19 protein-coding genes and 1 riboswitch are annotated in these 25457 nt (G+C 59.9%); of the genes, 8 read left to right on the forward strand and 11 right to left on the reverse strand.

Annotated features, from left to right (window positions below):
- Positions 1-164 precede the first annotated feature (164 nt).
- The 3 genes from H0921_RS04560 to H0921_RS04570 all read left to right on the forward strand — a co-directional run bounded on the left by H0921_RS04560 (position 165) and on the right by H0921_RS04570 (position 5504).
- Complete coding sequence (locus tag H0921_RS04560) at positions 165-2783, forward strand: DUF1553 domain-containing protein (protein WP_228499002.1); 2619 nt, start codon at positions 165-167, stop codon at positions 2781-2783.
- 207 nt (positions 2784-2990) lie between these two features.
- Complete coding sequence (locus H0921_RS04565) at positions 2991-4469, forward strand: DUF1501 domain-containing protein (protein ID WP_194536859.1); 1479 nt, start codon at positions 2991-2993, stop codon at positions 4467-4469.
- 189 nt (positions 4470-4658) lie between these two features.
- The gene (locus tag H0921_RS04570; protein WP_194536860.1) at positions 4659-5504 is read left to right on the forward strand and encodes a phytanoyl-CoA dioxygenase family protein; all 846 of its coding nucleotides are present in this window, start codon (positions 4659-4661) and stop codon (positions 5502-5504) included.
- A gap of 126 nt (positions 5505-5630) precedes the next feature.
- On the opposite strand, the gene ffh is transcribed toward H0921_RS04570, so the two are convergent.
- Positions 5631-7085 carry a signal recognition particle protein gene (gene ffh, locus H0921_RS04575; RefSeq protein ID WP_194536861.1) on the reverse strand — a complete coding sequence of 485 codons (1455 nt, stop codon included), beginning with the start codon at positions 7083-7085 and terminating at the stop codon, positions 5631-5633.
- A 362-nt stretch (positions 7086-7447) separates the two neighbouring features.
- Between ffh and H0921_RS04580 the strand changes: the two genes are divergently transcribed.
- Positions 7448-8833, forward strand: coding sequence for a PQQ-binding-like beta-propeller repeat protein (locus H0921_RS04580; protein ID WP_194536862.1), 1386 nt, complete (start codon positions 7448-7450; stop codon positions 8831-8833).
- Between the two features lie 103 nt (positions 8834-8936).
- Here H0921_RS04580 and H0921_RS04585 read toward each other — a convergent pair whose 3' ends face one another.
- The 4 genes from H0921_RS04585 to H0921_RS04600 all read right to left on the reverse strand — a co-directional run bounded on the left by H0921_RS04585 (position 8937) and on the right by H0921_RS04600 (position 12590).
- Positions 8937-10118 (reverse strand): type IV pilus twitching motility protein PilT, encoded by a 1182-nt coding sequence (locus H0921_RS04585; protein ID WP_194536863.1) that lies wholly within the window; start codon positions 10116-10118, stop codon positions 8937-8939.
- A 161-nt stretch (positions 10119-10279) separates the two neighbouring features.
- A complete protein-coding gene (gene hisF / locus H0921_RS04590) occupies positions 10280-11092 on the reverse strand; it encodes an imidazole glycerol phosphate synthase subunit HisF (protein ID WP_194536864.1) in 813 nt (270 codons plus the stop codon).
- A gap of 325 nt (positions 11093-11417) precedes the next feature.
- Entirely contained in the window at positions 11418-11570 is a 153-nt protein-coding gene (locus H0921_RS04595) for a hypothetical protein (protein ID WP_194536865.1), read from the reverse strand.
- Between the two features lie 279 nt (positions 11571-11849).
- Complete coding sequence (locus tag H0921_RS04600) at positions 11850-12590, reverse strand: metal-dependent transcriptional regulator (RefSeq protein ID WP_194536866.1); 741 nt, start codon at positions 12588-12590, stop codon at positions 11850-11852.
- 203 nt (positions 12591-12793) lie between these two features.
- Between H0921_RS04600 and H0921_RS04605 the strand changes: the two genes are divergently transcribed.
- Positions 12794-13393 carry an isochorismatase family protein gene (locus H0921_RS04605; protein ID WP_194536867.1) on the forward strand — a complete coding sequence of 200 codons (600 nt, stop codon included), beginning with the start codon at positions 12794-12796 and terminating at the stop codon, positions 13391-13393.
- A 147-nt stretch (positions 13394-13540) separates the two neighbouring features.
- On the opposite strand, the gene H0921_RS04610 is transcribed toward H0921_RS04605, so the two are convergent.
- From H0921_RS04610 to clpB, 3 genes are all read right to left on the reverse strand, one after another.
- Positions 13541-13840, reverse strand: a complete 300-nt coding sequence (locus H0921_RS04610; RefSeq protein ID WP_194536868.1) for a hypothetical protein — start codon at positions 13838-13840, stop codon at positions 13541-13543.
- 196 nt (positions 13841-14036) lie between these two features.
- Positions 14037-15485, reverse strand: coding sequence for an MFS transporter (locus H0921_RS04615; RefSeq protein ID WP_194536869.1), 1449 nt, complete (start codon positions 15483-15485; stop codon positions 14037-14039).
- 362 nt (positions 15486-15847) lie between these two features.
- A riboswitch (cyclic di-GMP riboswitch) is annotated at positions 15848-15947 on the reverse strand.
- A gap of 365 nt (positions 15948-16312) precedes the next feature.
- On the reverse strand, positions 16313-18931 hold the full coding sequence (gene clpB / locus H0921_RS04620; protein WP_194536870.1) for an ATP-dependent chaperone ClpB: 2619 nt from the start codon (positions 18929-18931) through the stop codon (positions 16313-16315).
- A gap of 423 nt (positions 18932-19354) precedes the next feature.
- On the opposite strand from clpB, the gene H0921_RS04625 reads away from it, so the two are divergent.
- Positions 19355-22687: a hypothetical protein gene (locus H0921_RS04625; RefSeq protein ID WP_194536871.1), complete on the forward strand. Its 3333-nt coding sequence runs from the start codon at positions 19355-19357 to the stop codon at positions 22685-22687.
- A gap of 139 nt (positions 22688-22826) precedes the next feature.
- On the opposite strand, the gene H0921_RS18120 is transcribed toward H0921_RS04625, so the two are convergent.
- The 3 genes from H0921_RS18120 to H0921_RS04635 form a co-directional block, all read right to left on the reverse strand.
- Positions 22827-22958 carry a hypothetical protein gene (locus tag H0921_RS18120; RefSeq protein ID WP_261345446.1) on the reverse strand — a complete coding sequence of 44 codons (132 nt, stop codon included), beginning with the start codon at positions 22956-22958 and terminating at the stop codon, positions 22827-22829.
- Positions 22959-23120: 162 nt separating this feature from the next.
- Positions 23121-23261 carry a hypothetical protein gene (locus H0921_RS04630; RefSeq protein ID WP_194536872.1) on the reverse strand — a complete coding sequence of 47 codons (141 nt, stop codon included), beginning with the start codon at positions 23259-23261 and terminating at the stop codon, positions 23121-23123.
- A gap of 155 nt (positions 23262-23416) precedes the next feature.
- Positions 23417-23677: a hypothetical protein gene (locus H0921_RS04635; protein WP_194536873.1), complete on the reverse strand. Its 261-nt coding sequence runs from the start codon at positions 23675-23677 to the stop codon at positions 23417-23419.
- A 373-nt stretch (positions 23678-24050) separates the two neighbouring features.
- Here H0921_RS04635 and H0921_RS04640 point away from each other — a divergent pair, with 373 nt between their 5' ends.
- Together H0921_RS04640 and H0921_RS04645 are read left to right on the forward strand one after the other, a co-directional pair.
- Positions 24051-24623 carry an RNA polymerase sigma factor gene (locus H0921_RS04640; protein WP_194536874.1) on the forward strand — a complete coding sequence of 191 codons (573 nt, stop codon included), beginning with the start codon at positions 24051-24053 and terminating at the stop codon, positions 24621-24623.
- Positions 24613-25350 (forward strand): hypothetical protein, encoded by a 738-nt coding sequence (locus H0921_RS04645; protein WP_194536875.1) that lies wholly within the window; start codon positions 24613-24615, stop codon positions 25348-25350. Before H0921_RS04640 ends, H0921_RS04645 begins: the two co-directional genes overlap by 11 nt.
- Positions 25351-25457 lie beyond the last annotated feature (107 nt).

A 25457-nucleotide genomic window follows, 5' to 3' on the forward strand; every position in this document is an offset into this window, starting at 1 on the left:
AGATAGAGTAGCCCGCCCCCCTGGAGCCAATGCTGCCGGCTCCGTGACCAACCGAGGGAAAGCTGTGCGGGAATGCAGCCCACCAGGCTGTCCTGAGCATTCCGGCCTGTACTGCCAGCGTCCAGATTACCCGTATCCGTCCTCCTAATGGGAGGTTCCGATCAATGTCCAAATTGCTGCACTGCATCACCGGGGTAAATCGAGTGACTTTAGGGCGTGCGACCCTGCTGTTCGCCCTGATGGCGGGGATGCTCGTACTGGTGGGACAGGAATTCGCTCGGCTCCAGGCCCAAGGCAGTGACAAGGCAGCGGCATTTTCTCCCCAACAGGTTGCTTTCTTCGAGAAGCAGGTTCAACCGCTGTTACGGCAGCACTGCTGGAAATGCCACGGGGATGATCCCGGCAAGCTCCGCGGAGGACTGGACCTGCGGACGCGCCATGCTATCCTGCAAGGAGGCGATAGCGGCCCTGCCGTCGATCTGCGTCAGCCGGACAAAAGTCTTTTGCTCCAAGCGGTGCACTACAAAGATGAGCACATCCGTATGCCGCCGAAGGGGAAACTCTCGGAGGCAGAGATCGCCATCTTGGAAAAGTGGGTCAAGGACGGGTTGCCGGTGCCCGCGGATCGCTTGGGAGGCGGGGTGGCGCGTTCGCCAGGAGGACATGACGCCGAGGAGGCGAAAAAGTACTGGGCTTATCAGCCGGTGCGTCGTCCGGCCATTCCCGCCGTTCGTAACACCTCCTGGGTGCGCACCCCCATTGACGCATTCATCCTGGCCCGCTTGGAGGAACGCGGCCTGCATCCAGTCGCACCCGCCGATAAAGTGACCCTCATCCGCCGCGCCTACTTTGACCTGCTCGGTTTGCCCCCCACGCCGGAACAGATCGACGCCTTCGTGCAAGATACTTCCCCCCAAGCGTGGGAAAAATTGATCGACCAATTGCTTGCCAGTCCTCATTACGGGGAAAAGTGGGGCCGCCACTGGCTTGATGTCGTCCGCTATGCCGAAACCAACGGCTTCGAGCGAGACGGCCCCAAACCCTTCGTCTGGAGATACCGCGACTACGTCATCCGCTCCTTCAACGATGATAAACCCTACGACCGCTTCATTCTCGAACAACTGGCTGGGGATGAATTGCCCGGCTATCAGCCGGACGCCATCATCGCCACCGGCTTTTATCGTCTGGGCATTTGGGATGACGAACCTGCCGATCCGCAGCAGGCACTTTACGACCACTATGACGACATTCTCACCACGGTGGGGCAGGCCTTCTTGGGCATGACGATCAACTGCGCCCGCTGCCACGAGCACAAAGCTGATCCCATTCCCCAGGCTGACTATTACCGCCTGCTCGCCTTCTTCCGCGAGATTCGACCCTTCTCCCAGACGCGGGATGTCCGTTCCCCCAACAACCTGACGGACATCTCCCCCCCGGAGGTCCGGGCCAAATACGAGGCTGAATGGAGACAAAGACAGGCTCGCCTGGCGGAAATTCGGCAACGGATGACAGCGATTGAGGATGCTGCCATCCGCCAATTGCCGGCGGAGGATCAGCGAGCGGCGGAAGGTCCCGATCGGCCCAAAGTGGTGGCCAAGGTCATTCCACGCTTGACAGGAGCCAATAAGCAGGAGTACGAGGCGCTTCGCAAAGAGCGGAGCGATTTGGAGCGCCGCCGGGCGCCCGAAGGACAAGAGTTGGCCTTATCTGTCAACAATTGTTGGGTACCCCCGCCGCCCACGCATGTTTTGATCCGTGGCTCGCCTCACGCCCCAGGCAAGGCAGTGCAGCCGGGTTGGCCGCAAGTGTTCGGCTTACCGGACCCGGTCATTCCGTCCCCGCCGCCGGGTGCTCGGACCAGTGGCCGCCGCACGGTACTGGCCCGCTGGATCGCTTCGCCCGATAACCCCCTGACCGCTCGCGTCCTGGTCAACCGGATCTGGCAGTACCACTTCGGGCGGGGGATCGTTCCCACCGCCAATGACTTCGGCAAACTCGGAGAACCGCCTTCCCATCCCGACTTGCTTGACTGGCTGGCCGCCGAGTTCGTCCAGCCGACCACTCCCGATCCCAGCCGCCCTTGGGCTGTGCCTGGTCCTCCCTGGACGATCAAGCGGTTGCACAAGCTCATCATGATGTCCCAGGTGTATCAGCTCTCTTCCCGCGGCGATCCGGACAACCTCCGGCGCGACCCGGCCAATGTCTACCTCTGGCGGTTCAACATGCGGCGTCTGACAGGGGAAGAAATCCGGGATGCCATGCTAGCAGTCAGCGGCCAACTCAATCTCAAGATGTATGGTCCGAGTGTGTATCCCAAGCTGCCGCCGGAAGTGCTCGCGGGGCAGTCCGTACCCGGTCAGGGTTGGCCCACCTCGCCTCCGGAGGAGGGGAACCGCCGGAGTATTTACGTCCATGTGAAGCGCTCGCTGCGGGTGCCAATCCTTGTCGGCTTCGATCAACCCGATCCGGACAGCAGTTGTCCGGTGCGTTATGTCACCACGGTGCCAACGCAGGCTTTGGGCTTGCTTAACGGGGAGTTTACCCAAGAACAAGCCGCCGCCTTTGCCCGCCGCCTGCAAAGGGAAGTCCCCGGCGACTTGCCGGCCCAAATCCGACGGGCTATCCGCTTGACCACGGGACGGCAACCCTCCGAGGAGGAAGTCCAAGCTGATCTGCGCTTCCTCCAGCGACTTATGGCCGATCACCAACTCGACGCAGCCACCGCCTTGACCCGCTACTGCCTCCTGTGCCTGAACACCAACGAGTTTGTCTACATCGACTGACGTGCGATGGCTTGGTGAGTAGAGTTGGGCTGAGCTTATGGAAGTTGGGCTGAGCTTATGGAAGTTGGACTGAGCTTATGGAAGTGGACTGCTTATAGATGTGTGCCCACCCAACGAAGGTCGAGCGGTCTGGCTTGAAGGTAATCCCTGGGTGGTGGGGGTTCCAACAGAACAAGCCCCTGAACGACGTTGTGAGGAGAATAGGCTATGCGACAACAAGCTGCTGCGAGTGCGAACTTTTGCGGTCGGACCCGGCGGGAATTCCTCTGGGAGGTGGGAGCCGGTTTTGGCGCCCTGGGACTGACAGCCTTGTTACATAACGACACTCTCCTGGCAAGTAGCGGTCCCCCAAAGAGTCCCCCCACTCCCGTCCGCTATACCAATCCCTTGGCCCCTAAGAAGCCTCATTTCACACCCAAGGCCAAGGCGTGCATCTTCCTGTTCATGTACGGCGGCCCTAGCCATGTCGATACCTTCGACTACAAGCCGGAACTGATCAAATACGACGGCAAGACCGTCAAGATCAAAACGTTCGGCCGGGCTGGCCACCGCAATCAAGGGCGGATTGTCGGGCCGAAGTTCGCCTTCAAGCAGTACGGCCAATGCGGCAAATGGGTCAGCGATCTGTTCCCCCATCTGGCCCAATGTGTGGATGACATTGCCTTCATTCATTCGCTTTATGCCGAATCGCCGATCCACGGTTCCGGCCTGTTTATGATGAACAGCGGGCGATTGCTCTCCGGCAGTCCGTGTTTAGGGAGCTGGGTCACCTACGGGCTAGGGAGCGAGAATGAGAATCTTCCGGCGTTTGTTGTCATGCTGGACAAATCCGGCGGACCGATCAACGGGCCGAAGAACTGGTCCAGCGGTTATATGCCCGCGGCGTATCAGGGTGTGGTAATGCGGGCGGATGCCAACCCGATCCACGATCTAGCCCCGCCGCCAGGTATGACCCGTGCCCAGCAACGGGCCTTGCTCGACCGCCTGCGGGAAAAGAATGAGCAGCATCTGGCCAGCCGAGCGGACAACAGCGAGTTGATGGCCCGGATCGCTAGCTATGAGCTGGCCTTCAAAATGCAGCAATATGCCCCGGAAGCCGTGGACTTCTCCCAAGAGACAGAAGAAACCCTTCGCCTCTACGGCATCGGCAACAAGCGTACCGATGATTTTGGCCGCAAGTGCCTGCTCGCCCGCCGCTTGGTCGAACGGGGCGTCCGCTTCATCCAGATCTACTCCGGCGGCAATCACAATGATTACAATTGGGATGCTCACGGCGACCTGGTCAAAAACCACTCCTTGCATGCCGGCAATACCGATCAACCTATCGCTGCACTGCTTAAGGACCTCAAGCGCCGGGGACTGCTGGACAGCACGATTGTCATCTGGGGTGGGGAATTCGGGCGGCAACCTACTGCGGAGTACGAACAGGGCACCGGGAGGGACCACAATGCCTACGGCTTCACCATGTGGATGGCCGGAGGCGGTATCAAGGGGGGTGTCAGTGTGGGTGCCACCGACGAACTTGGTAACGAGGCCGTCGAGAACCGCTTCCATGTGAAAAACCTCCATGCTACCGTGCTCTGGCAAATGGGCCTGGATCCCAATAAATTGACCTACTTCTACGGAGGATTGGATCAAAAACTGGTGGGTGTGGAGGGAGCCGAGCCGATCTGGCAAATCATATAACACCCTTCGGGTCTGACCATGACTGCACTGTCCTCTGGGCACGGTCCGCGCTGCCATCCGCATCCCCTTGGCCTGCTACTTCCTGGTGCGTTCCTTGTTGGGGTTGAAAGGCAACGCGGGTACTGAGGCGAAAGGGGGACGGCCAGCGAGAAAGGCCGGTGCTGGACAATTCGCCGGAGAGAGACTGCTATGACTGCCTCGACGCCACCCACCACCTTCCAGACGATTCCAGGACATGATGAGCTTTCGGCCATTCCACGAGACCTGTCCTTCCATCCGTGCGACACGACCGGTCCTTTTCAGGTCCTCAGCCGCGAACAGGTGGAACGGTTCAACCGCGATGGGTATCTGATGCCCTTCCGAATCTTTTCCGAATCCGAGATGGCAGAGATTCGCCAGTATTTCGACCGCTTGTTGCAGCGGTATCTCGCGGAGGGAAAAGACAGCTACTCGATTAGCTCCGCTCATCTGCGCCATGGGCGGGTCTGGGACATTTTGACGCATCCGCGGATCGTGGCCATCGTGCGGGACCTATTAGGTCCGAGCGTGATCGCTTGGGGGTCGCATTTCTTCTGCAAGCTGCCGGGGGACGGCAAGGTGGTGAGCTGGCATCAGGATGCCAGTTACTGGCCGCTAACGCCGAGCAAGGCCGTGACCGTCTGGCTCGCCATCGATGACGCCGATCGGGATAACGGCTGCATGAAGTATATTCCCGGCACGCATGTCCTGGGCCATCTGACTTATCAGTTGACGGAAAACGATCCAGCCTATGTGCTCAATCAGGTTGTGCCGGAGGTGGAGAAATACGGGGAGCCGGTGTATGTGGAGCTGCGGGCGGGGGAGGCTTCGCTCCATTCGGACCTGTTGTTGCACGGGTCAGAGGCCAACTATTCTGCGCGCCGCCGCTGTGGTTTGACCCTGCGCTACACGTCAGGGGATGTGCGGGCCTATCTGGGCTGGGATCAGAAAGGCGTAGTAGTGGCAGGGGAACCGCCGCCGCATTGGGCCAATCGCACTCGTCCTGTGGAGGATTGACGAGACTGCTGTGCTTGGGTTCGATGGGGCCTGCCACAATCGAACTCAGCACGGAGGGGAAGTAAGTTTCGGACTGGCCCTTAAGGGCCTGGCGCAGGAGGAAGAACGGGGTGGAGCGAAGGTTTATTAGCGCCGCCTCTTTTTATTGCGGCGTCTACGTTCCTCGGCTCGCTCGCGAGCGCTTTTGCGGCGCTGGGCATCCGGCGTCTTGATCTGAATTTTGTCGAGACCACCAGGGAGGAATGCGCCCATTTGTCCCAATCCCGTGACCATTTTCAGGCGTTGCCAGAGGGACAATTGTGACATCTGCCGCATGAGGTGGCGGACCTGCTCGAATTGTTTGAGGAACTGACCCACTTCCTGGACTTCCACCCCTGCGCCCCGTGCAATCCTGCGGCGGCGGGACTGATCGATGATGTCCGGGTTGGCCCGCTCCTGGCGGGTCATGGAGTCGATGATGCCTTGCACGCGCCGTAGAGCAACTTCCGGGTCTTCCCCTTCAGGAATCATGTCGGCCATGCCGGGAATGCGCGAGAGCAGGTCTTTCATGCCCACTTGGGCCAAGAGGGAGAATTGCTTACGGAACATATCCAAGGTGAAATCTCCCTTGGCCAGCGCTTCCTGTTGCTTTTTGAGTTCCTCCTCCGAGATTTGCTTCTGGATGGCGGCAATCTTTTCGACGACTCCCATAAGATCGCCCTGACCGAGGATGCGCCCCGCCATCCGTTCTGGGACGAAATCTTCGAGTTTGTCGAGTTTTTCTCCGACGCCGATGAATTTGATCGGTACGCCAGTGACCGCCTTGATGGAAAGGGCGGCGCCGCCACGGGTGTCGCCGTCGAGTTTGGTGAGGATACAGGCGTTGAGTTCCAAGGCGTCGTTGAAGGCTTTGGCGACATTGGCAGCTTCTTGGCCGATCATTGCATCGACAACCAGATACACCTCATCCGGCTGGACCAGATTGTCGATCTGTTGCAGTTCGCGCATGAGTTGCTGGTCGATTTGCAAGCGGCCAGCAGTGTCCAGGATGACGGTGTCACAGAGTTGTCGCTTGGCGGCCTGAACGGCGTGGCGGCAGACATCGACCGGCGACGTGGATTCGCTATAGACGGGCACATCGATTTGGCGGCCCAGGGTTTGCAACTGTTCGACGGCACCGGGGCGCTGAAGGTCCGCCGCGACGAGCAGGGGCTTGCGCCCACGCTCCTTGAGGGTCAGGGCTAATTTAGCCGCGGTGGTGGTCTTGCCGGAACCCTGCAAACCGCAGAGCATCAGAACCACGGGCCGGTCCGAGCGTTGAGGAATCCGCGGATCGACGGGACCCATCAGGGCGACCAATTCGTCATAGACGATCTTGATGATCTGCTCGGCAGGATCGACGCGGGCGAGGACCTCTTGGCCGGTGGCTTTAGCCTCCACGCGGGCGATGAAGTCGTTGACCACATGGAAGTTAACGTCGGCTTCCAGAAAGGCGCGGCGGACCTCCCGCAACCCTTCCCGGATATTCTCCGGTGTCAGGCGCCCCCGCCCCCGCAGTTTCCGGAGTGCCTCGCTCAATCCACGGGTAATGCCTTCAAACATGCTGATGGTCTCGGTCCGCGTTCAGGACTTTTTGCCAGAATCCGCCGCCTCGTCATTCCCACTTGGGAAATCCCAGGACTCCCTAACTAGTTCCTTGTCCCCCGCCCTAGTTATTTGGTGTAGCCTGTCCTGTGTTGTTACTCTAAGACAAGATGTGTCCGTCTTCAACCGGACGTTCGCCCCACCGTTTTTCGTACTGGACTCGGGGTGGCTGCTTGATGGGGTGCCTCCCCCCAAGCGGGATACCAGGTACCTCATCACTTATCAGTTGAGAGTGATCTGCGGCCCGAATCGATTCCAGGGGAAAAGCCGCCTTGGCAAACCGACGCTATCCGGACATTACAAGCATGGGAGGGGAGAGCATGCGCCCGTGGCATTGGAATTTGGGGATTCTGTTGATTTTAACCGGGAGTTGGGGTTTGTTGTGGGCCGACGATTGGCCGCAGTGGCTCGGTCCCCAACGTGACGGTATTTGGCGAGAACAAGGAATTATCGACAAATTCCCTCCGGAAGGATTGAAGGCCCGGTGGCGCACGCCGATCGGCGTGGGGTATGCCGGTCCTGCGGTGGCTCAAGGCCGGGTCTATGTGATGGACTTGGTGCCAAGCAACGACCTGCCGGAAAGCGGTTTTGCCAAGGGTGCCCGCGTGACGGGCCAGGAGCGGGTGCTCTGCCTGGATGCGGCCAGCGGCAAGGAACTCTGGAAGCACAGCTATCCTGTGGAGTATCGGATTAGTTATGCGGCTGGTCCGCGCTGTACGCCGTCGGTGGATGGGGAGCGGGTCTACACTTTGGGGGCGATGGGGCATCTGCATTGCCTGGAGGCGGCCACGGGGCGCGTAGTCTGGTCCAAGGATTTCCTCAAGGATTATGCCGCATCGCTGCCGACTTGGGGCTTCGCCGCCCATCCCCTTCTCGATGGGAACAAACTCATTTGCCTGGTAGGAGGGCGGAAAAACCAACTGGTCGTCGCCTTCGACAAGCGCACCGGCCAGGAACTCTGGTCCGCGGAAAGTTGCTCCGGCGATTTTGGGTATTGCCCGCCGATGATCTACACCTTTGCCGGCAGGCGCCAGTTGATCATTTGGCATAGCCGGGCGGTGCTCGGTTTGGATCCGGAAACGGGTCGGCGCTTGTGGCGGGTCGATTGGGAAGTCCGGGCTGCTCTCACTGCTCCCACACCGCGGCAGATCGAAGGGGACAAATTATTCCTCACGTCATTTTATAACGGTTCCACCCTGCTGCGTGTCGGGGCGGATCAGGCAGAGATCCTTTGGCAGAGCAAAGCCAAGGGGGAACGGCCCAATCAGACCACGGACCTCAGCGCCATCATGCCGACGCCAGTGGTACAGGGGGCCTACATCTACGGCGTGTGCAGCTATGGGGAACTGCGTTGCTTGGAATGGGCCACAGGCAAACGGATTTGGATGACCATGAAGGCGACGCGGGGGCGCTATACACCTGCCAAGGTGGCTGAGGAGGAGGAACCGGCCAACAATGAACGCTGGAGCAACGCTTTTCTCATCCCCCACGGGGACCGCTGCTTCCTGTTCAATGAACAAGGGGAACTCATTTTGGCCCGGCTTTCCCCCCAAGGCTATCAGGAGATTGGCCGAACTGTGCTCCTGGAACCGACCAACCGCATGGCGGGCCGCAAGGTGGTCTGGAGTCATCCGGCCTTCGCCGACAAGTGCATCTTCGTGCGCAATGACCAGGAAATCGCCTGTTTCTCCCTGGCAGCACCGTGACGAGAGGACAGTGAGAAGGTCAGGCGCCGCTGGCGCCCCATCTCTATCTCTTGAAGCACCGGCCTGGTTCCGGCCTTGGGTGTCGCCCAACTACGTTCGAGGATCACACCAGGCCCGAAGCGGCTACCTTGATCCCCTTGAGGGCCATGCGGAGTTGCTCCGGATTGGGGGAGAACTCCAGGGCGGTCGCTTTGTCAATATCCCCGCGCAAGACCAACTCTTCCAGACTCTTGTTGAAATCCATCATCCCTTCGTTGTAAAAGGCGCGGATGGCATCGAGCAATTTGGAGTCCTGGCCTTTGAGTATGAGATCGCGGATGGTGGGATTGACGATCATGATTTCGTTGGTGGGGACCCGTTGCACGCCAGGTTTGATGGCCGGCACCAGTTTCTGGGCAATGACGGCACGCAGGTTAAAGGCTAGCGACTGTCGCACAGCTCCATGCTGATTGGGGGGGAACAGGCCAAGGATGCGGTCAATGGTGCTGTAGGCATTGGAAGCGTGAATGGTTCCGAAGACGACGTGGCCGGTTTCCGCAGCATGCACTGCGGCTTCGAAGGTATCTGAGTCCCGCATTTCGCCGACGAGGATCACGTCCGGGTCCTCGCGTACCGCATGTTTGAGGGCTGTATGCCAATCGCATACGTCGATGTACACTTCGCGTTGGTTGACCACGGACATTTTGTCGGTGAATACGAATTCGATCGGGTCTTCAATGGTGAGGATATGGAGCGGCTCGTGAGCATTCATGTAGTCGAGCATAGCGGCGATGGTGGTGGATTTGCCCGAACCGGTGACGCCGGCTAGCAAGACCATGCCCATCTCGAAATGGCATAGTTTTTCGATCACCGGCGGCAGACCGAGTTGCTCGAAGGTGGGAATCGTCGAATTGACCAAACGGGCGACGAGAGACCATTTGCCGCGGGCTTTCATGAGGTTGACACGGAAGCGGGCCTCATCCTTGCCGATGACGTGAGCAAAGTCGGCCCCGCCGGTTTCCTCGAAGACGCGCTTATCTTTTTCCTTGAGTATGGGGGTGATGAGCTTTTCCAGCGTTTCCTGTTCCAGAATGGGGGTGTTCATCTTCTGAATGACACCCCGCAGACGCATCATGCCGGGCAGCCCGGCCTTCAAGTGCAAGTCAGAACCCTTATGCATCATGACCGTGCGGAACAACTGGTTGATCGGGGGTTCGCCGGGTACAGCCGGGGCCACCTTCAGACCAGGTTCCGGCGAGTTGATCGTAATCGGTTTGTACGTATTGGCGGCCGGTGGTGTGCTCATACGCCCTCCTCTCGTTCGTTCCCCAAAGATTCGCCTCCCGAAGATGATCCCGAATAATCCGAATTACGGAAGGCAGTCGGGAACCAATTCCCCGCGCCTCTGCCCTATTGTAACCGCTTCTTCCCTGTGTTGGCAGAGGGGGAGGAAGAAGCATGCCAAGCTCATAGGTGCAGGGTTTCTGGGAGCAAGCCGCTCGCTTCGGGGTAAGATTCCAGGCGGACCGGCACTCCCTTACGGGCCAAATAGGCTTTGGTTTGCCCGATGGAGAATCTCCCGTAATGAAAGATGCTAGCAGCTAAGGCTGCATCCGCCCCGGCCCGATAGGCTTGATACAGGTGTTCTGGGTGCCCAGCTCCCCCGCTGGCCACGACAGGAATCGACACTGCTCGGCTGACCGCCTCCAGCATTTCCAGATCGTAGCCGTTTTGCGTTCCGTCAGCGTCCATGGAGGTGAGGATGATCTCGCCTGCCCCCAAGGCTTCGACCTGTTTTGCCCAGGCCACTGCTTCCAGTCCGGTGGGAATCCGACCGCCGTTGATGTGCACCTCCCAGAACGTCCGGCCCTCCCGCTCGACCCGCTTGGGATCGATGTTGACCACCGTGGCACAACGCCCGAACTTGCGGGACACTGCCGTGACTAACTCGGGCTGGCGTACCGCCGCGGAGTTCAGGCTCACCTTTTCAGCCCCAGCTTGGATAAGCCGCGTGGCATCGTCCAGCGAACGAATTCCACCGCCGACAGTGAAGGGCATGAAGATGCTCTCAGCCACACGACGTACGACATCCAGCATGATGTCCCGGCCTTCGTGGCTGGCGGAAATGTCCAGAAAGACCAGTTCATCTGCTCCTTGGACGTCGTAACGCTGGGCCACTTCTACCGGGTCTCCGGCATCCCGCAAGTCCACAAAGTGCGTCCCTTTGACCACCCGGCCCCGATCCACATCCAGACAGGGAATGATGCGATACTTCAACATGCGAACGGTTTAGAGAAACACTCGGATTGGTTCAGCGTTCGGAACCGCCCAATCCGCGACGATAAGCTTCCTGGCCATTACCGTAACCCCAAGCCATGCTAGCAGCTACCGCGGAAAAGGACAACCTGTGTGCCGCAAAAGTACACTCGTCCGATAGTCCGGGGGCTATGTTTACTCGGCCAATTGCGCGCCAGGTCTCTTCCTGCGCTGTAGGACGTACAGCACGGGGAAAAACGGAAGAGTTAGCCTGCATGAGCTGTACTGCTATGCCGTAGATTCTCGCCCACTGAAGGGCCAACCGGTGGTGTTGCTCGGCAGGGGGAACCTAACGGATCTTTTGAGCTGCGACCCAGAGCATGTAAGCAACACGTTCGCGCAGCACGCGCTGTTTACGCCGGGGTAGGTAAACATCACGCCACAGATAATACAGAGTTGCGATAGCTAGACACGATAGCGAACAGGCGAACACTGGATGCACACGTGCCTCCTTTCCCATCCTGAGCGTCAGGGGTTGTTGCAGTGTGATCGCCCCCTGGGGCGAATTCCTGATGCAACCCTAGTGCGCCCGCCCGCGGTGTCAAATCCGGCGAGAGCGAAAACAGCCCTTCAGCATCTCTAGCTGCTCGCAGCCGGTGGTACGCCTTGCGCTGTCAGCCAAGAATTGGCGGAAGGCCAGAATTGGGTTTAGCTCAAGCGTGACGTCAACTCGTCTACGTCCTCCTCGTGTGCCTTTCCTGGTTTGGGGCCAGCAAGAGGGTTAACTCTGGCCATCGGAAGAGGAGGGAGGAGGTGTTTGGAGGCGGAGCGAAGCAGGGGCCGATCGCGGGGAGGTCCACAACTGGCCATGCAGGCCGCTCAGGGGGAGCCGCCCCAAGCGCAGGCGCCGCTCTCCGACTTGCAGTTCGTAAACATCCTCCAATTCGTGATAACCCAGAACCTGAACGAGGGCACCGGGAACTAACCCCAATTCCCGCCAGTGGCGTAGCCGGGCCGGGTTGTCGTCTTGCACTTCGCGGATGATCACCGTTTGACCGACACGGAAGGCGGGCAGTGGCTTAAGGCGGCGGCGTCGGAGTGAGCCGGTCCGGGAAGGGATCGGATGGCCGTGTGGGTCCTCGACTGGCTCCCCCAAGTACGCGGCCAATGCTTGCTCCAGCCGCGGGGAAATGGCGTGCTCCAGCGCTTCCGCCTCGGCATCCACCTCACTCCAATCCAAACCCAGAACCTGGGTGAGAAACAGTTCCACCAGGCGGTGCCGGCGGATCACCCGACGGGCGGCCATGACCCCAGCTCGTGTCAGGCGTGCTCCCCGCGATGGCTGATACTCGATCCACCCCCCTTCCGCCAGACGCTTGAGCATACCCGTAACCGATGGCCCTTTCACCTTCAGCGCCTGGGCGATCTGCGTCGGCGCTACCTGGCGCTGCGCACCGCCTAATCGGTGGATCGCTTTCAAATAATCCTGGATCGCTTTGCTCAAGGGTGGCTGTTGCGGCATACTTCCGCCTCCCGCCCCAAGGGCTTCCTTCCATCATATCATTCCCCGCCTGGTGCGAGCACTCCTGTAGCTTCCTTCTTCTGCCGAGGTGCCTCTTTCTTCTGCAAGGATGATGTTTTCACTTCCTTGTTCCCGCGCGGCCCTTGCCCTTCGCCTGCGGAGGGAGTATCGGAGCCAGTGCAGCGTTTCTCGGAGGTTCCTCGATGCTAGCCTCGCAAACGACCCTCATCGTGGTCGATGCGCAACAGGGTTTCACCGAGCTGTGCCCAGAGGAGTTGCCGATTCCCGGCGGAGCGAGGATTGTGGGGGCGGTCAACGCCTTGCTGGCTATGCCCTTTGCACGCATCGATGCCACGCAGGATTGGCATCCGCCGAATCACTGCTCCTTTATCGGGCAGCGAGACAATCTCTATCCGCCACATTGCGTGCAGGGGACGCGCGGGGCGGAATTTCTGCCGGGACTCATGACCGAACGCTTCCACACCATCTGGCGAAAGGGATATGAAGCCGATCGCGATGCTTACGCCGTTACAGCTCAGCATCCGGGCTTTGCGGCCCTGCTCCGCGCCCAACGAATCACTACCGCCGTCATCTGCGGCCTGGCCTTGAATATCTGCTGCTACTTCACGGCGCGAGACCTGCGGCAGGAGGGGTTCGAGGTATTTCTAGTCGAGGATGCCAGTGCCGGGATTGACGTGCCGCAGGCCGGATTGTACCAGCAGCAGACCCGCCTCGAAGCCCTCCGCTTAGGGATCCGGTACATCGATGTGGCAACCCTCCGCCAGCAGTTGCGCATCGCCTGAAGGCAGTCGCAGTGCCCCTGCCTATGCCCAGCGGGCCAAGAGGCAGGATAAGCCATTGGCTCCACGACCTGTTCTCCTCAGGATCGCTTGATTTTAGGATTCCGCCCCTCGGTTTCGGGGTGCAGCCCGCTCGGTTCCAGGGGTTCTTCACCAGCCCAGACGTGTCCGTAGTTGTTCCAGGCCGCCGCGGAGGGCTTCGTCCGCTGTGGGATAGACACTGTGGGGATCGTCCAGGCGTTGGCCATTGGTCATGTCCACCACGGCACAACTATAACGGTCCCACGCCGGCCGGACTTCCAGACGATAGAGCGGCTGGCCGTCGAGCCACACTTCCGCCGCCTGCGGGTTCAAATCCGGACGCAACTCGCCGCCGTGCCGCTGAAGCCAATCGGGGGTGGGGGGCAGCTTCAGACATGGGACAGAACGGCCATAAATGGTGACCGCCACCGATCGCTTCCTCCTGGGACCTCGAGTTTCGTTTCACTATCCAAGTTCCGCTGTGTAGGACGGAAACAAGCACCTTGTCCGCACGGAAAGCGGTTCCCCTTTCTTCTGTTATCATATCCGTGCCTCTGAAGGGGAATTAACTATTGGGGGAATGAAAGGACAGGTGAACCAGGAGCGGTTCCCTGCGCCTTGCAGTTTACTCCGGTAAAGGTTTGTCCTTGGTTTCCGGCAAAAACGGTAGGACGAGCAGACCCAGCAGGAAGATGCTGCACATGGTGAGGCCGGCGTAACGGAAGGGACGATCAGGGTAAAGTCCTCCCTCGGCGGTATGTGCGAAGACTTCCGTGGTGAGCAAGCCCAGCATGAGCGGCCCGCTGGCGGCGATGAAACGCCCGACGTTGTAACAGAAACTGGTGCCGGTCGCCCGCAAGCGCGTGGGGAATAGCTCCGGTAGATAAATCGCGTACCCGCCGAAGAGCGCGAGCAGGCAGAAGCCCATTAGCACATTCATCCAGAGAATGTCGGAGCGGGTTTGCATTTGGGTAAAGACGAGAGCAACACTACCGGAGGCGGCCAAGAAGGTGATGGTGAAGGAGGGGCGTCGGCCGATGCGTGCGGCAAGCCAGGAGAACGAGGACATGCCCAGGAAGGCCCCCACATTGATGGCCAGCGACGTCATACCCGCCCAAATAATTCGCTGCCCGGCGATGTATCGCTGCTGTTCCACCCCTTCGAGTCCCAGAGCTTCTGCCTCGGAAGCAAAAGCGCTGTTCGAGATGCGCTGCGTCAGGTCGATGGCGAAAAAACCGATGCCCCATAGGCCCACAACGCCGACAAACGCCAGGAGCATCCCCAATAGGGCATGGCGGGTTACCCATCCCCCCCCGAACAGCTCGAGATAGGAGCCGAGTTTCTTGCCCAGTCCTTCATCTGCCGCCGCCTTGGCCGCCCGCCAGCTTTCCGGTTCTTGCAAGCGACGTTGGATCAGAATGACCAGGCCCGCTGGCAAAATGCCGATGAGAAACAAAATCCGCCAAGCGCTCAAACCATACTCCTTGAGCGCATCGAGATGGCCGTTGAGTTCGAGTAGTCCCAGGGCGATGAACAACAAGGCAGCAGTGATGTTGCCGATGGCCGACAGGGCTTGCATGAGTCCCAGGGTGAATGGACGCGCATGATTGGGCATCGTCTCGGCCAAGAGAGCGACCGCTGCCGCGAATACCCCGCCGACCCCCAGACCGGTTAAAAAGCGGTAAAGGCAATAGTCATACGGTCCGAACGATAAAGCGCTGAGACCGGTGAAGATCGAGTACAGCAGAATGGTCAGCGTCAGGGTGCGGACTCGACCGAGCCGGTCGCCGAACATGCCGAAGACCAGGCCGCCAGTGGCCCAGCCAATCAGAAAGATCGACGTAGCCCGGCTGGCCCAGCGAGTGACCGCATCCCGATCCGCCTCAGCTCCGCCGAGTAGATCCGTCAAAGACATCATCCGTGCCAGATTAAACAGTTGCTGATCCATGCAGTCCGCCATCCACGCCAGAGCGGCCACCACGAAGACAAACCATTGGTAGCCGTTCAAATCAAGCAGGCTGGCCCAGCCCTTTCGCTCCGTACCTGTCAGGATGGTCTCTGGTGCTGCGGACATCGGTGGCTCCCTAAAGAACCCTCGCTCGGATGACATTGGGAATGGTCCTGGCGAGTTTCCCTCATGGCGGGAATCGCTTTGCCGCCAGCATAGGCAGCGCGAGCCAAAAAGGCTAGTTTCTGCTGGTGAGGTGTGCTGATGGCGGCTCGTGCGCTGTGCAGACCGCCAGAGAAGAACAACGACTATCTTGGCGGCGGGCAGGATCCATGGTATCCCTTGGTTGCGGCAAAGGGTCGGGCGAAGGCCGAAATCTGGGAGGAAGAGGGCAGGTTGGGTTCGTGGGGTTCCGATGGGTATCGGAGCGAGTGGGATGCAGTGTGCGCTGCACACTGGGGATGGACAGGTGCGGACCAGTCAATCCCTTCGGCAGCCCGGCGACCTGGAGTTTTGTGGGTGAACAGGGGAAACTTCAGGCCCGTAGCTTTGCGCCCCCGCCTTGCGACGGGTTTGCCCTTTCGAGGATGAAAGGTGGCCACCCCAACCGCTGGACCATCGAACCCAACCCCAACCTCCTTGTGGGAACAAGGAAGCTGTTGCCCACTCCAGCATAGCTCACGCTCCACCGCCTCGCAACTCACCCCCCGCCCCCGCTCCGGCTTTTCCTCCCGTCGATCCGGTACCTTCGGTTCCCCTCCCACTAGGCGTGCTTCCCTCCATACGGTCGCACTTGCGAGTTTATGCGGATCTGAAAGGCTTCCCCTGACCTTGGGAGAAGGGAAAAGCTCCTGTGTTTTTTGCAGCAGGCAGGAGTAGGGGGAAACGAGTGGACGAGGGAAGCGGGCGAATCAGGAGTAGGGGGAAACGAGTGGACGAGGGAAGCGGGCGAATCAGGTGCTGGAAGTGTCCCGCCGCTGGGACTGGAAGGTGAGCCGATCTTGGGCCGGATCGTGATCGACGATCACCGTGTCGCCATCGCGGACGGTACCGGTGAGGATGAGTCGGGCCAAGGGAGTCTCGATTTCCCGCTGGATGGCGCGTTTGAGCGGCCGGGCGCCGAAAGCCGGTTCATAGCCGACCTCGACGAGGTATTTCCGGGCCGCGTCGGTCAGTTGCAGGGTGATCTTGCGATCCTGCAAACGCGCCTGCAAGCGAGCCACCTGGATGTCCACGATCCGCATCAGGTCCGCCTCTTGCAGCGAGTGGAAGACAATGATCTCATCGACGCGGTTGAGGAACTCTGGCCGGAAGTGCCGGCGCAATTCCTCGAAGACCGCCTCCTTCATCCGTTCATAAAGTTCCCCCTGGAATGCGCCCTGGTATTGCAGGATGCGTTGGCTCCCGATGTTGGAGGTCATGATGACGATGGTGTTTTTGAAGTCCACGGTGCGTCCTTGGCCGTCAGTCAGTCGGCCATCGTCGAGCACTTGCAGCAGGACGTTGAAGACATCGTGGTGGGCCTTTTCGATCTCGTCGAAGAGGATGACGGAGTAGGGGCGGCGGCGGACCGCTTCCGTCAACTGCCCGCCTTCCTCGTAGCCGACGTAGCCAGGGGGGGCACCGATGAGGCGGGACACCGTGTGCTTTTCCTGATACTCGCTCATGTCGATGCGGACCATCGCCTTTTCGTCATCGAAGAGGGCTTCGGCCAGAGCACGGGCTAGCTCGGTTTTCCCCACACCGGTTGGTCCCAGGAAGATGAACGAGCCAATAGGCCGGTTCGGGTCTTTCAGTCCGCTGCGGGCGCGGATGACGGCTTCCGCCACTGCTTGGACGGCCTCGTCCTGCCCCACTACTCGTTTGTGCAGTTCCTCGGCCAGATGCAACAGCTTCTGCTTTTCCCCCTCCATGAGTTTCGACACTGGGATGCCCGTCCAGCGGCTGACCACCTGGGCGATCTCCTCTTCGCCGACTTCCTCTTTGACCAGTCGTTGCCCCTTCGACTGTTCGACTTCGGCGATGGCACTGGCTAATTGCTTTTCCAGCTCAGGAAGGCGGCCATATTTCAGCTCGGCGGCCCGGTTCAGATCGTACTGCCGCTCGGCCCGTTCGATGTCTCGGCGAACCTGTTCGATCTGTTCGCGCAGGGTTTGAATCTTCTGGAGAGCTTGTTTTTCGGCGAGCCAGCGAGCTTTGAGGGTGTCGGCTTCCGCCTTGAGTTCCCCCAGTTCCTTTTCGAGTTTCTGGAGTCGATCGCGGGAAGCGGGGTCGGTTTCCTTTTTGAGGGCCTCCCGTTCGATTTCCAGTTGCATGACGCGGCGGAGCACCTCATCCAACTCGGCGGGCATGCTGTCGATTTCCGTGCGGACCATCGCGGCGGCTTCATCGACTAAGTCAATAGCCTTGTCGGGCAGGAAGCGGTCGGTGATGTACCGGTGGGACAGGACTGCCGCCGCCACCAGAGCGGAGTCCTTGATCCGTACCCCGTGGTGCATCTCGTAACGCTCCTTCAGCCCGCGCAAGATGGAGATAGTATCCTCCACGGACGGTTCATCGACATAGACTGGCTGGAAGCGGCGTTCCAGGGCGGCGTCCTTTTCGATGTGCTTGCGGTATTCGTCGAGCGTGGTAGCGCCAATGCAGTGCAATTCCCCGCGCGCGAGCATTGGCTTGAGGAGGTTGCCGGCATCCATAGCCCCCTCGGCTTTGCCAGCCCCCACGATGGTATGCAACTCATCGATGAAGAGAATGATCTGGCCCTGGGAATCGGTGACTTCCTTAAGAACGGCCTTGAGCCGCTCCTCGAATTCCCCCCGATACTTGGCGCCGGCGATGAGCGCTCCCATGTCTAGCGCGACGATCCGCTTGTCTTTGAGGCCCTCCGGCACATCCCCCCGGACGATGCGCTGGGCCAGCCCTTCGACCACGGCAGTTTTCCCGACTCCCGGCTCGCCAATGAGAACGGGATTGTTCTTGGTGCGACGCGACAGGACCTGGATGACCCGCCGGATTTCCTCATCGCGGCCAATGACCGGATCGAGCTTGCCTTGCTGGGCAAGTTGGGTCAAATCCCGTCCATACTTTTCCAGAGCCTGATAGGTTTCTTCGGGGTTAGGCGAAGTGACGCGCTGGCTGCCGCGGACCTCACGCAGGGCAGACAGTAGCCGCTGGCGCGTTACCCCGAACTCCTTGAGGATGCGCCCCGCCGGGCCGGTATCCTCTGTCGCGGCCAGGAGCAGATGTTCCACGGAGACGTATTCGTCCTTGAGCTGGCGGGCTTCATCCTCGGCTAAGGCGAGCAGCCGCAGAAAGCGCTGGGTGATCCGCGGCTCGATGTTACTGCCGCTGACGCGCGGCTGGCGCTCCACTTCCCGCTGCAATTGAATTGTCACTGCTTCGGGGGACAAACCTGCTTTGCGCAGAATAGCGGGCGCCAGCCCTTTCTCTTGATCCAGTAGAGCTAGCAGCAGGTGCTCTACATCCACTTGTTGCTGTTGCCAGCGGGCGGCGAGCTTATGGGCCTCGGCCACCGCCTGTTGAGCCTTTTCGGTAAAACGATTCAAATCCATGACAAACCCTCGTGATTTCGTAATGACTAGGGATTATCAAATACTTCAAGAGTGTTCCGCAGGGCCAAGACGGAGTTAACTTCCGCGTTTGCCTGCGGCAGTGAGTTTGCGGCGGCACACCCTCCGCTACCGCTGGCGAGCGCCGCGTCTTCGTCGAGTTGGAGAGTCCAAGCGGGGGGAAGGATTCACACGCAGGGACCATAAGCGGCGGATTGCGAAGCCGAAACAGGATCGGTTCCGGCGGAGGCAGCGGCAAGACATGCCTCCGTTTCTGGGTCGGAGGGAGAATAAGCGATCCTTGCGAAGGACTGAATGAGGGGGATATAGTGATGCAGAGAGCGACGGGGAGAATCCAAGTAGGAATGAGCGCCTAGGGCAACATCAGACAGAGCGGAGAGGACGTTCACCGGAGGAGGGGAGGGGGTGAGGCGGCGGCTCGGAGTGGCACGGCGCTTGTGCTGGACGGTGGCCGCAGGCGTGATCATCGCCGGGGGGTTGCTGGCTTTGGACGCTTGGTGGTGGCTGGCCGGGTGGCAGCGTGCCCTGGCTTTGTCTGCCTGGCTGACCGGCATGATTGTGCTGGTGTGGTGGTCAGGTCTGGCGGCGGTTCAGGCGTGGGAGTCATCCCCCCAGAAAGAGCGGGCGATCCGGAGCCGGGAGCGGCTGGCTAATTTAATCGCCGTAGTCGCGGCGGCCCTCGCCTTGAGTGCTCTGGTTCTGACCCTGCTCGGTTGGCCGGAAGCGCCTCTCCACGCTCGCCGTGTGTTCCTTCCGTGGTCCGAGGCATTGCGGCCGGTCCAGTACCGGATTGTCGTCACCTCCGGGGATGCGGCGATTCCCGTCGGGGAACGCGTCACAGTGAGTGCCTATGTCGAGCGGTTATCCTCCGCCGCACCTTGGCCACCGCAAGCCTGGTTGATCCGGCAGGCGTTGCCCCGCGGGCTGCCCGAACGGCTGCCGATGCAAGGAGATGAGACCGGCTCCGTCTACACCTCATTGAGGGTGGAAGGTGATTTTCGCTACCGCATCGAAGCCGGCACGGCAACAAGCGACTGGTACAATGTGGTCCGGATCGAACCCGTGCGCCTGGCGCGGGAATCGGTTCTGCGGGTCGAACCGCCCAGTTACGCCGTCCATCTTTCCCCTCGGCAGTATGCCATTCCCGAAGAGGAAACGGAGGGACTGCGGGTCCTGGCCTGGCAATATGGCGCAGTTCAACTCCAGGTAGTGTTCACTCGGCCCGTGGCGACAGCCTACCTCGAGTGGCGAGCGGAGGAGGCGAGTACCGTCGAGATTTTGCCACTACTACTCGATGGCGAACACCGGGAAGGGACCGTACGCTGGACAGTGGCGCGCGGGGGACGCTGGAAATTAGTCGCGGTGGTGGAACGGCAGGGCCGGCGCTGGTACTGCCAGTGGCCGGGAGTTGTGGAGGTCCAGTCGGACCTGCCACCTCGCTGGCTGGAAGTGTCCGGCCTGATGGCCGCACCGCGCCGCTTGGCGCCGGGAAGCGTCCTGCCCATCCGCTTCCGCGTTCAAGATGATTTCGGCATCGCCCAAGTGTGGCTCGAAGTTGTCCGGGTGAATAATCCCTGGCCGCAGCAGATCAGCCTCTCCCTTACCACCCGCCCAGAGGGCACCGTGGAGGGACAGTACGACTGGCCTATCGACGCCCAGATCCGCGACGGCGAAATTCTGCGCCTACGCTTGCGGGTCCGGGATAATCGCCGGGTCGAGCATCCGCCGTTGGGACAACAAGAGTCTGTCTTCCCTCCCGAAGGCTGGTGCGAAGTGCATGTCGATCGCACCGCCCCGCCTCAAGCCCTCCAGGATATTCTCGCCCAGCATCTCTGGCTGCGTGAGGCGATCGCCGCGGTTCGGAAATACTGCCAGGACTCCCGCCAAACCCTGTTGCACATCCAGCGAGAAACCCCAACACCATCTTGGCAGGACCATCACCGCACTTTGCTGCGGCAGACCGCTGAGCAGTATCAGGAAGTCCGGCGAGTCTGGGACCGCGTCCTGCTCCACCTCCGCGTACAGTCAGAACTGCGCCCCCTGCTGCAAGATGCGCGCCGGACCCTGGAGGAATTGGACCAGCTTGGCCGAGTCGCCGAACGCTGGCCTTTTCTCCTCGCGTCAGCGGAACAGCACGAATCCCTCCAGCACGCCTTGCGCCGCCTGCAAACGCTGGAACATCACTTGCACCAGCTCGAACAGATCAGCGATCGATTGGCGGAAGCCCGGCAGCAGTCCTGGCAACTCCAACAACTGGCCCAGCAATTGGAAGGAGTGGCACGTCAGGCGGAGCTAGCCCGTTCGCCCGAGGAACGCGCGCAAATCCCCATCCTGTGGGATCACTGGCAGCGCGACTGGCAACACTGGCTGGAAAGCACCCCGGCCGTACGGGACGTTTGGGAGCGAAGTGTTGCTCAAGAACTTCAGCGACTCCATCAACGTGGCCAGGAATTGCTCCTGGCCCTGGAGCGCCTGGAGGCGACCGAGGCGTTGGCCTTTCACACCGCGGGGCAACTCTTCCGCCTTTCGCAAATGGAATGGGCGCGGTCGATCCTCCGGCAAGCGGAAGCCTTAGACCAAAAGCGCGCCGATCAGCCGCCCCTGAAATCTCTCCCCCCTGCGCGCCTGGACTTCTTTCGCCAAGTGCTCACCCATTTGGAGCGTGGGGAGTGGCTGCCGGCTCTGACAGTTCTGGAGCAGGGAGCCGAGGAAGCGAATCGTCTGGCCCGCGAGTGGCAAGAAGCTGCGCCGGAGTTGGCCCACCAGTGGCGGCAACTGGCCAGCCGATGTCAGCATCAGCGTACAGTTCTGGCCGACCACAAGCAGCAGATTCTGGCGTATCTTGCCGGGCCGCTCCAAGAGTCGGTTCCGGTGCTCGCTCGCCGGGTAGAGCGTTGTGCTGAAGCTGCTGCCCTCCTCCTGACTCCGGATCGTTTAGCCTCTTGCCCCGCAATGACAGGCTGGTTCCTCGGCGAATTGCGAGCTGCCGCCGAAGCCCTTCAGGAGGGGCGCTGGACGCAAGCCCAGACCGCTTTGCATCACGCTGCGGCTTGGCTGTTCCTTCTCGAAACAGTCAAGCGGCCTGGGGAGGAAGCCTCTGGGCGGCTGCCATGGCGTTCCCTTCAGGACGAATTGCAAACACTGATGCGCCTGGTCCAACGATATGGCGATTCCCCAGCCCTGATCCTCTCGCAAAGTCGTTGGGCGCTCCGGCAACGCTTGCTGCAACTTCAGGATTGGGATCAGCAATGGCAAACCCTGTTGACCTCGACACCCTCGGCTTTGCTCCCCACAGCGGCCATTCCCTCCCCCGCTGAGCGCCAGCGTTGGCGGCAAGCCTGGTATGACTTGGACCAGACCCTGATGCGGGAAAGGGTCCAAAGCTCGGTCAGTCCGTTGGCTTCCCTTCCGGCCTATCAAGCGGCCTACCGCCTGGGACAGCAAGCCGTGGAAACCCTCGCTTCTGCTCTCCCCAAGGTGCCTCCCGCACCTCAACCAGAGGATCCCTCCTTGGTTACCACCATCGCTAAGCTCCGGCAGGTCCAATCTTTAGTATCTGAATCTCTCATGTCTGCGCCATCACAGGCTCCAAGGGATGGCCAGGAACAAGTCGCTCGGTTTCGCCGCTTTGCCCAGCTCTTGCACGAAGCAGCAATCCTCAGATTGACCCTTCCCCCCGTGGACGAATCGCAGCCTGGAAAGGAAACACCTTTCCCAAAGTTGCCTCCCTCCCCTTGACTGTCCCGAATGATTTCGCGCAAACCGATGTAGGGGAACCTGTCGAAAGGAAAACCCTGCGAAAAGGTGCGGCAGAGCTGAGAGAGAAACCCTCAAAAGCAAATCATCTGAGCGATAACTGAGGGGGGTGTTCTGCGTCTCAGCGCGGAATGGAGGCCTTGGGGCGATCGAAGTCGCTGTTTTTGCCGCGCCCGCTGATGCCGCATCCCCCGCATCCTGGCAGCAGAAGCAACACCAATCCCCAGATCAGCACACGGCCGCAGAGCTTCATAACAGCTACTCTGTATTTCCATCCAAATTGCATAAAGCAGAGTATGGGTATGGAAAACTCTACTACTTGGCAGCCAGTGGAAAAGAACAATCCGGGTTCCTCAGGAGAGGCCCCCGGATTTTGACCACGAGATTTTTTCAGGCTTCGGGAAAACGTCATCGATTACTTCTTTTCCGTGGGCGCTGTGGTGCCGCCACCGCCACCGCCTGCCGCGGTGGCCTTGGTTGCCGGCTTGCTATCGCCGCAGCCGGTGAACAGAGCGAAGCTGAAGGCCAACACGAGCAGAGACAGAACGCGCTTCATGGAACTCTCCTTCAGGTCTAAGGGTTAGGGGGATACAAACCCAAACACACTTGGAAGCAGGCAAGGCAAATCCGAGTGACGCTCACCTGCAGGGTTGCCAACGTAGTCAAGTCAGAGCACGTGGTACGAGGGCTTGCCTATCCTCTCGGAGGAGATTACTTCTTCTCTTCTGTCTTCTTTTCCTCTTTCTTCTCCTCCTTCTTCTCTTCAGTCTTCTTTTCTTCTGTCTTCTTTTCCTCTTTCTTCTCGTCCTTCTTCTCCGGCGTTGTCGTGCCGTTCTTCTTTCCGTCATCGGCCTTGGTGGCAGGCTTGGTTGGCTCTGTCTTCTTGGTGGACTTGGTGTCAGTGCCACCACCGCAACCAGCGACCACACCTAAACCGAAGGCGAGGGCTACAGCCAGCAGAATGCGTTTCATGTGTGAACTCCTTTGGTCCTGACTCACGTTGTCGCGGAGCATATTCAGCCTACACGGAGCCTATTCCGGGTAGGATCACTCCCAAATTTTGGGCACACTTGTACAACAAAGAAACCTAGCCGGTAGCCGTAACCGGCAGAGGTATGATGCCGGAGGCAGAAAATTATTCCCGCAATTTTTTCCGGCTGGGGGAAAGCAGAGATTGCTGCGTGTAAGATTTTAGTTTTCTGGAGCTTAAGGCAGGTTGGAGAGGCATGGTAGCGAGCGATAGCGGCAAGAATTCCCCGGAGCCAGCGAACTACCGTAGGGGAATGAACTTCCTCTTTTGGGGAATAAACTCCGTCGAGACGACTCCAACATAATGAGGCAGACGATGGCGTCAGCCACAGTGTACAAGCAATTGGTGCAGGATTACTACGAAGCACTCTATCGCTTTGCTTATCGCCTGAGCGGTTCAGAGAACGATGCCTGCGACCTGGTCCAGGAAACGTACCGGACGGCATTTGAGTCGATTCACCAATTGCAGAAATTGGAGAGTGCCCGGAGCTGGTTGTTCCAAATTTTACTGAATGCATACCGTCAGCAGTGGCGTCGCAAGGGTTCACTCCAATACTGTCCTCCGGAGATGCTCTACGATCAGGTCAGCGGCGAACCGGAATCGTCCGATGGATTGGATGAGTCAGATTTGGAGTCAAGGGCTATCGACCCGCAGCTATTGCAGGAGGCGATTGATTCCCTGTCGGAGGAACTTCGCACCCCATTGCTCTTGCATTACATGGAAGGGTTTAAGTATCGAGAAATTGCGGAGCTGTTGGGAGTGCCGATCGGTACGGTGATGTCGCGGATCAGTCGAGCCAAGGGGCATATTCGGCGGTTTTTTCGGGCGAAAGGGTTGAAGGGGCCAAGTGCCCCGACGGGTGCTGGGGATGTTCGCCATGCGATGTGATGAGGCGCGGTGGTATTTGGAATTGCGCCGTGGAGAAGGGAACGAGGCTCTGGGGCCTGAAGTGCAAGCAGCCTTGGAAGAACATTTGCGGGACTGTGAACCCTGCGCCTCTTTCGCCCGCACCGAGGAACGATGGGACCGGCAGTTGAGCGAACAACTCCGCCAAGTTCCTGTTCCCGCTCACCTGGCGGACGTGCTGCTGACGCAAGCCGCGGTCTATCGAGGCCAAGCCTTACGCTTCCGCCTTTACCGCTACAGCGCTGTGGCGGCGAGTCTTTTGCTCCTGGCGGGTTTGGCCTGGCTAGGTTATCGGGCTTCTCGGCCCTCCTTCAGCACCGAGCAACTCGTTCTGCTTCACGATAGCCGCCTACAAGACCCGGCGAGTTATTTCCACCGCTGGTTAGAACAGGAAGGCTTGCCTCCGGAATTGCCCGAACCGTTGGACCTCAACTTGCTGGAACAAGTGGGGTATGAAGTGATCCAAGGGCAGAAGGTGCCGGTGGCCCTCTTTCGCCATCCGCAGCGGGCGGAATTTGCCCGCGTCTATTTCCTGCGGCAGAACGGACCGTTCCGCCTGCACCGGCTCAGCGACGCCGACGCTTCCCACACGGTGGCCCGCGTGATTGCCGATCCCCGGCGATTCCGAGGTGTAACCTATGTCATCGTCTATCCGGCTGGTCCGGAGGGGTTGAATCCCTTCCTCCGCCCCAATCCTGCCACGTCGTAAATCTCCGTTTTCACTTTGAGAACTTAAATCGCTCATGGCGATACCGCCGTGAAGGAGGGGTGTTTAACATGCCAACCGGGATGAGAGGTCATTTCCGGCAAGCATTT

The organism is Thermogemmata fonticola, from assembly GCF_013694095.1.
GTDB lineage: Bacteria > Planctomycetota > Planctomycetia > Gemmatales > Gemmataceae > Thermogemmata > Thermogemmata fonticola.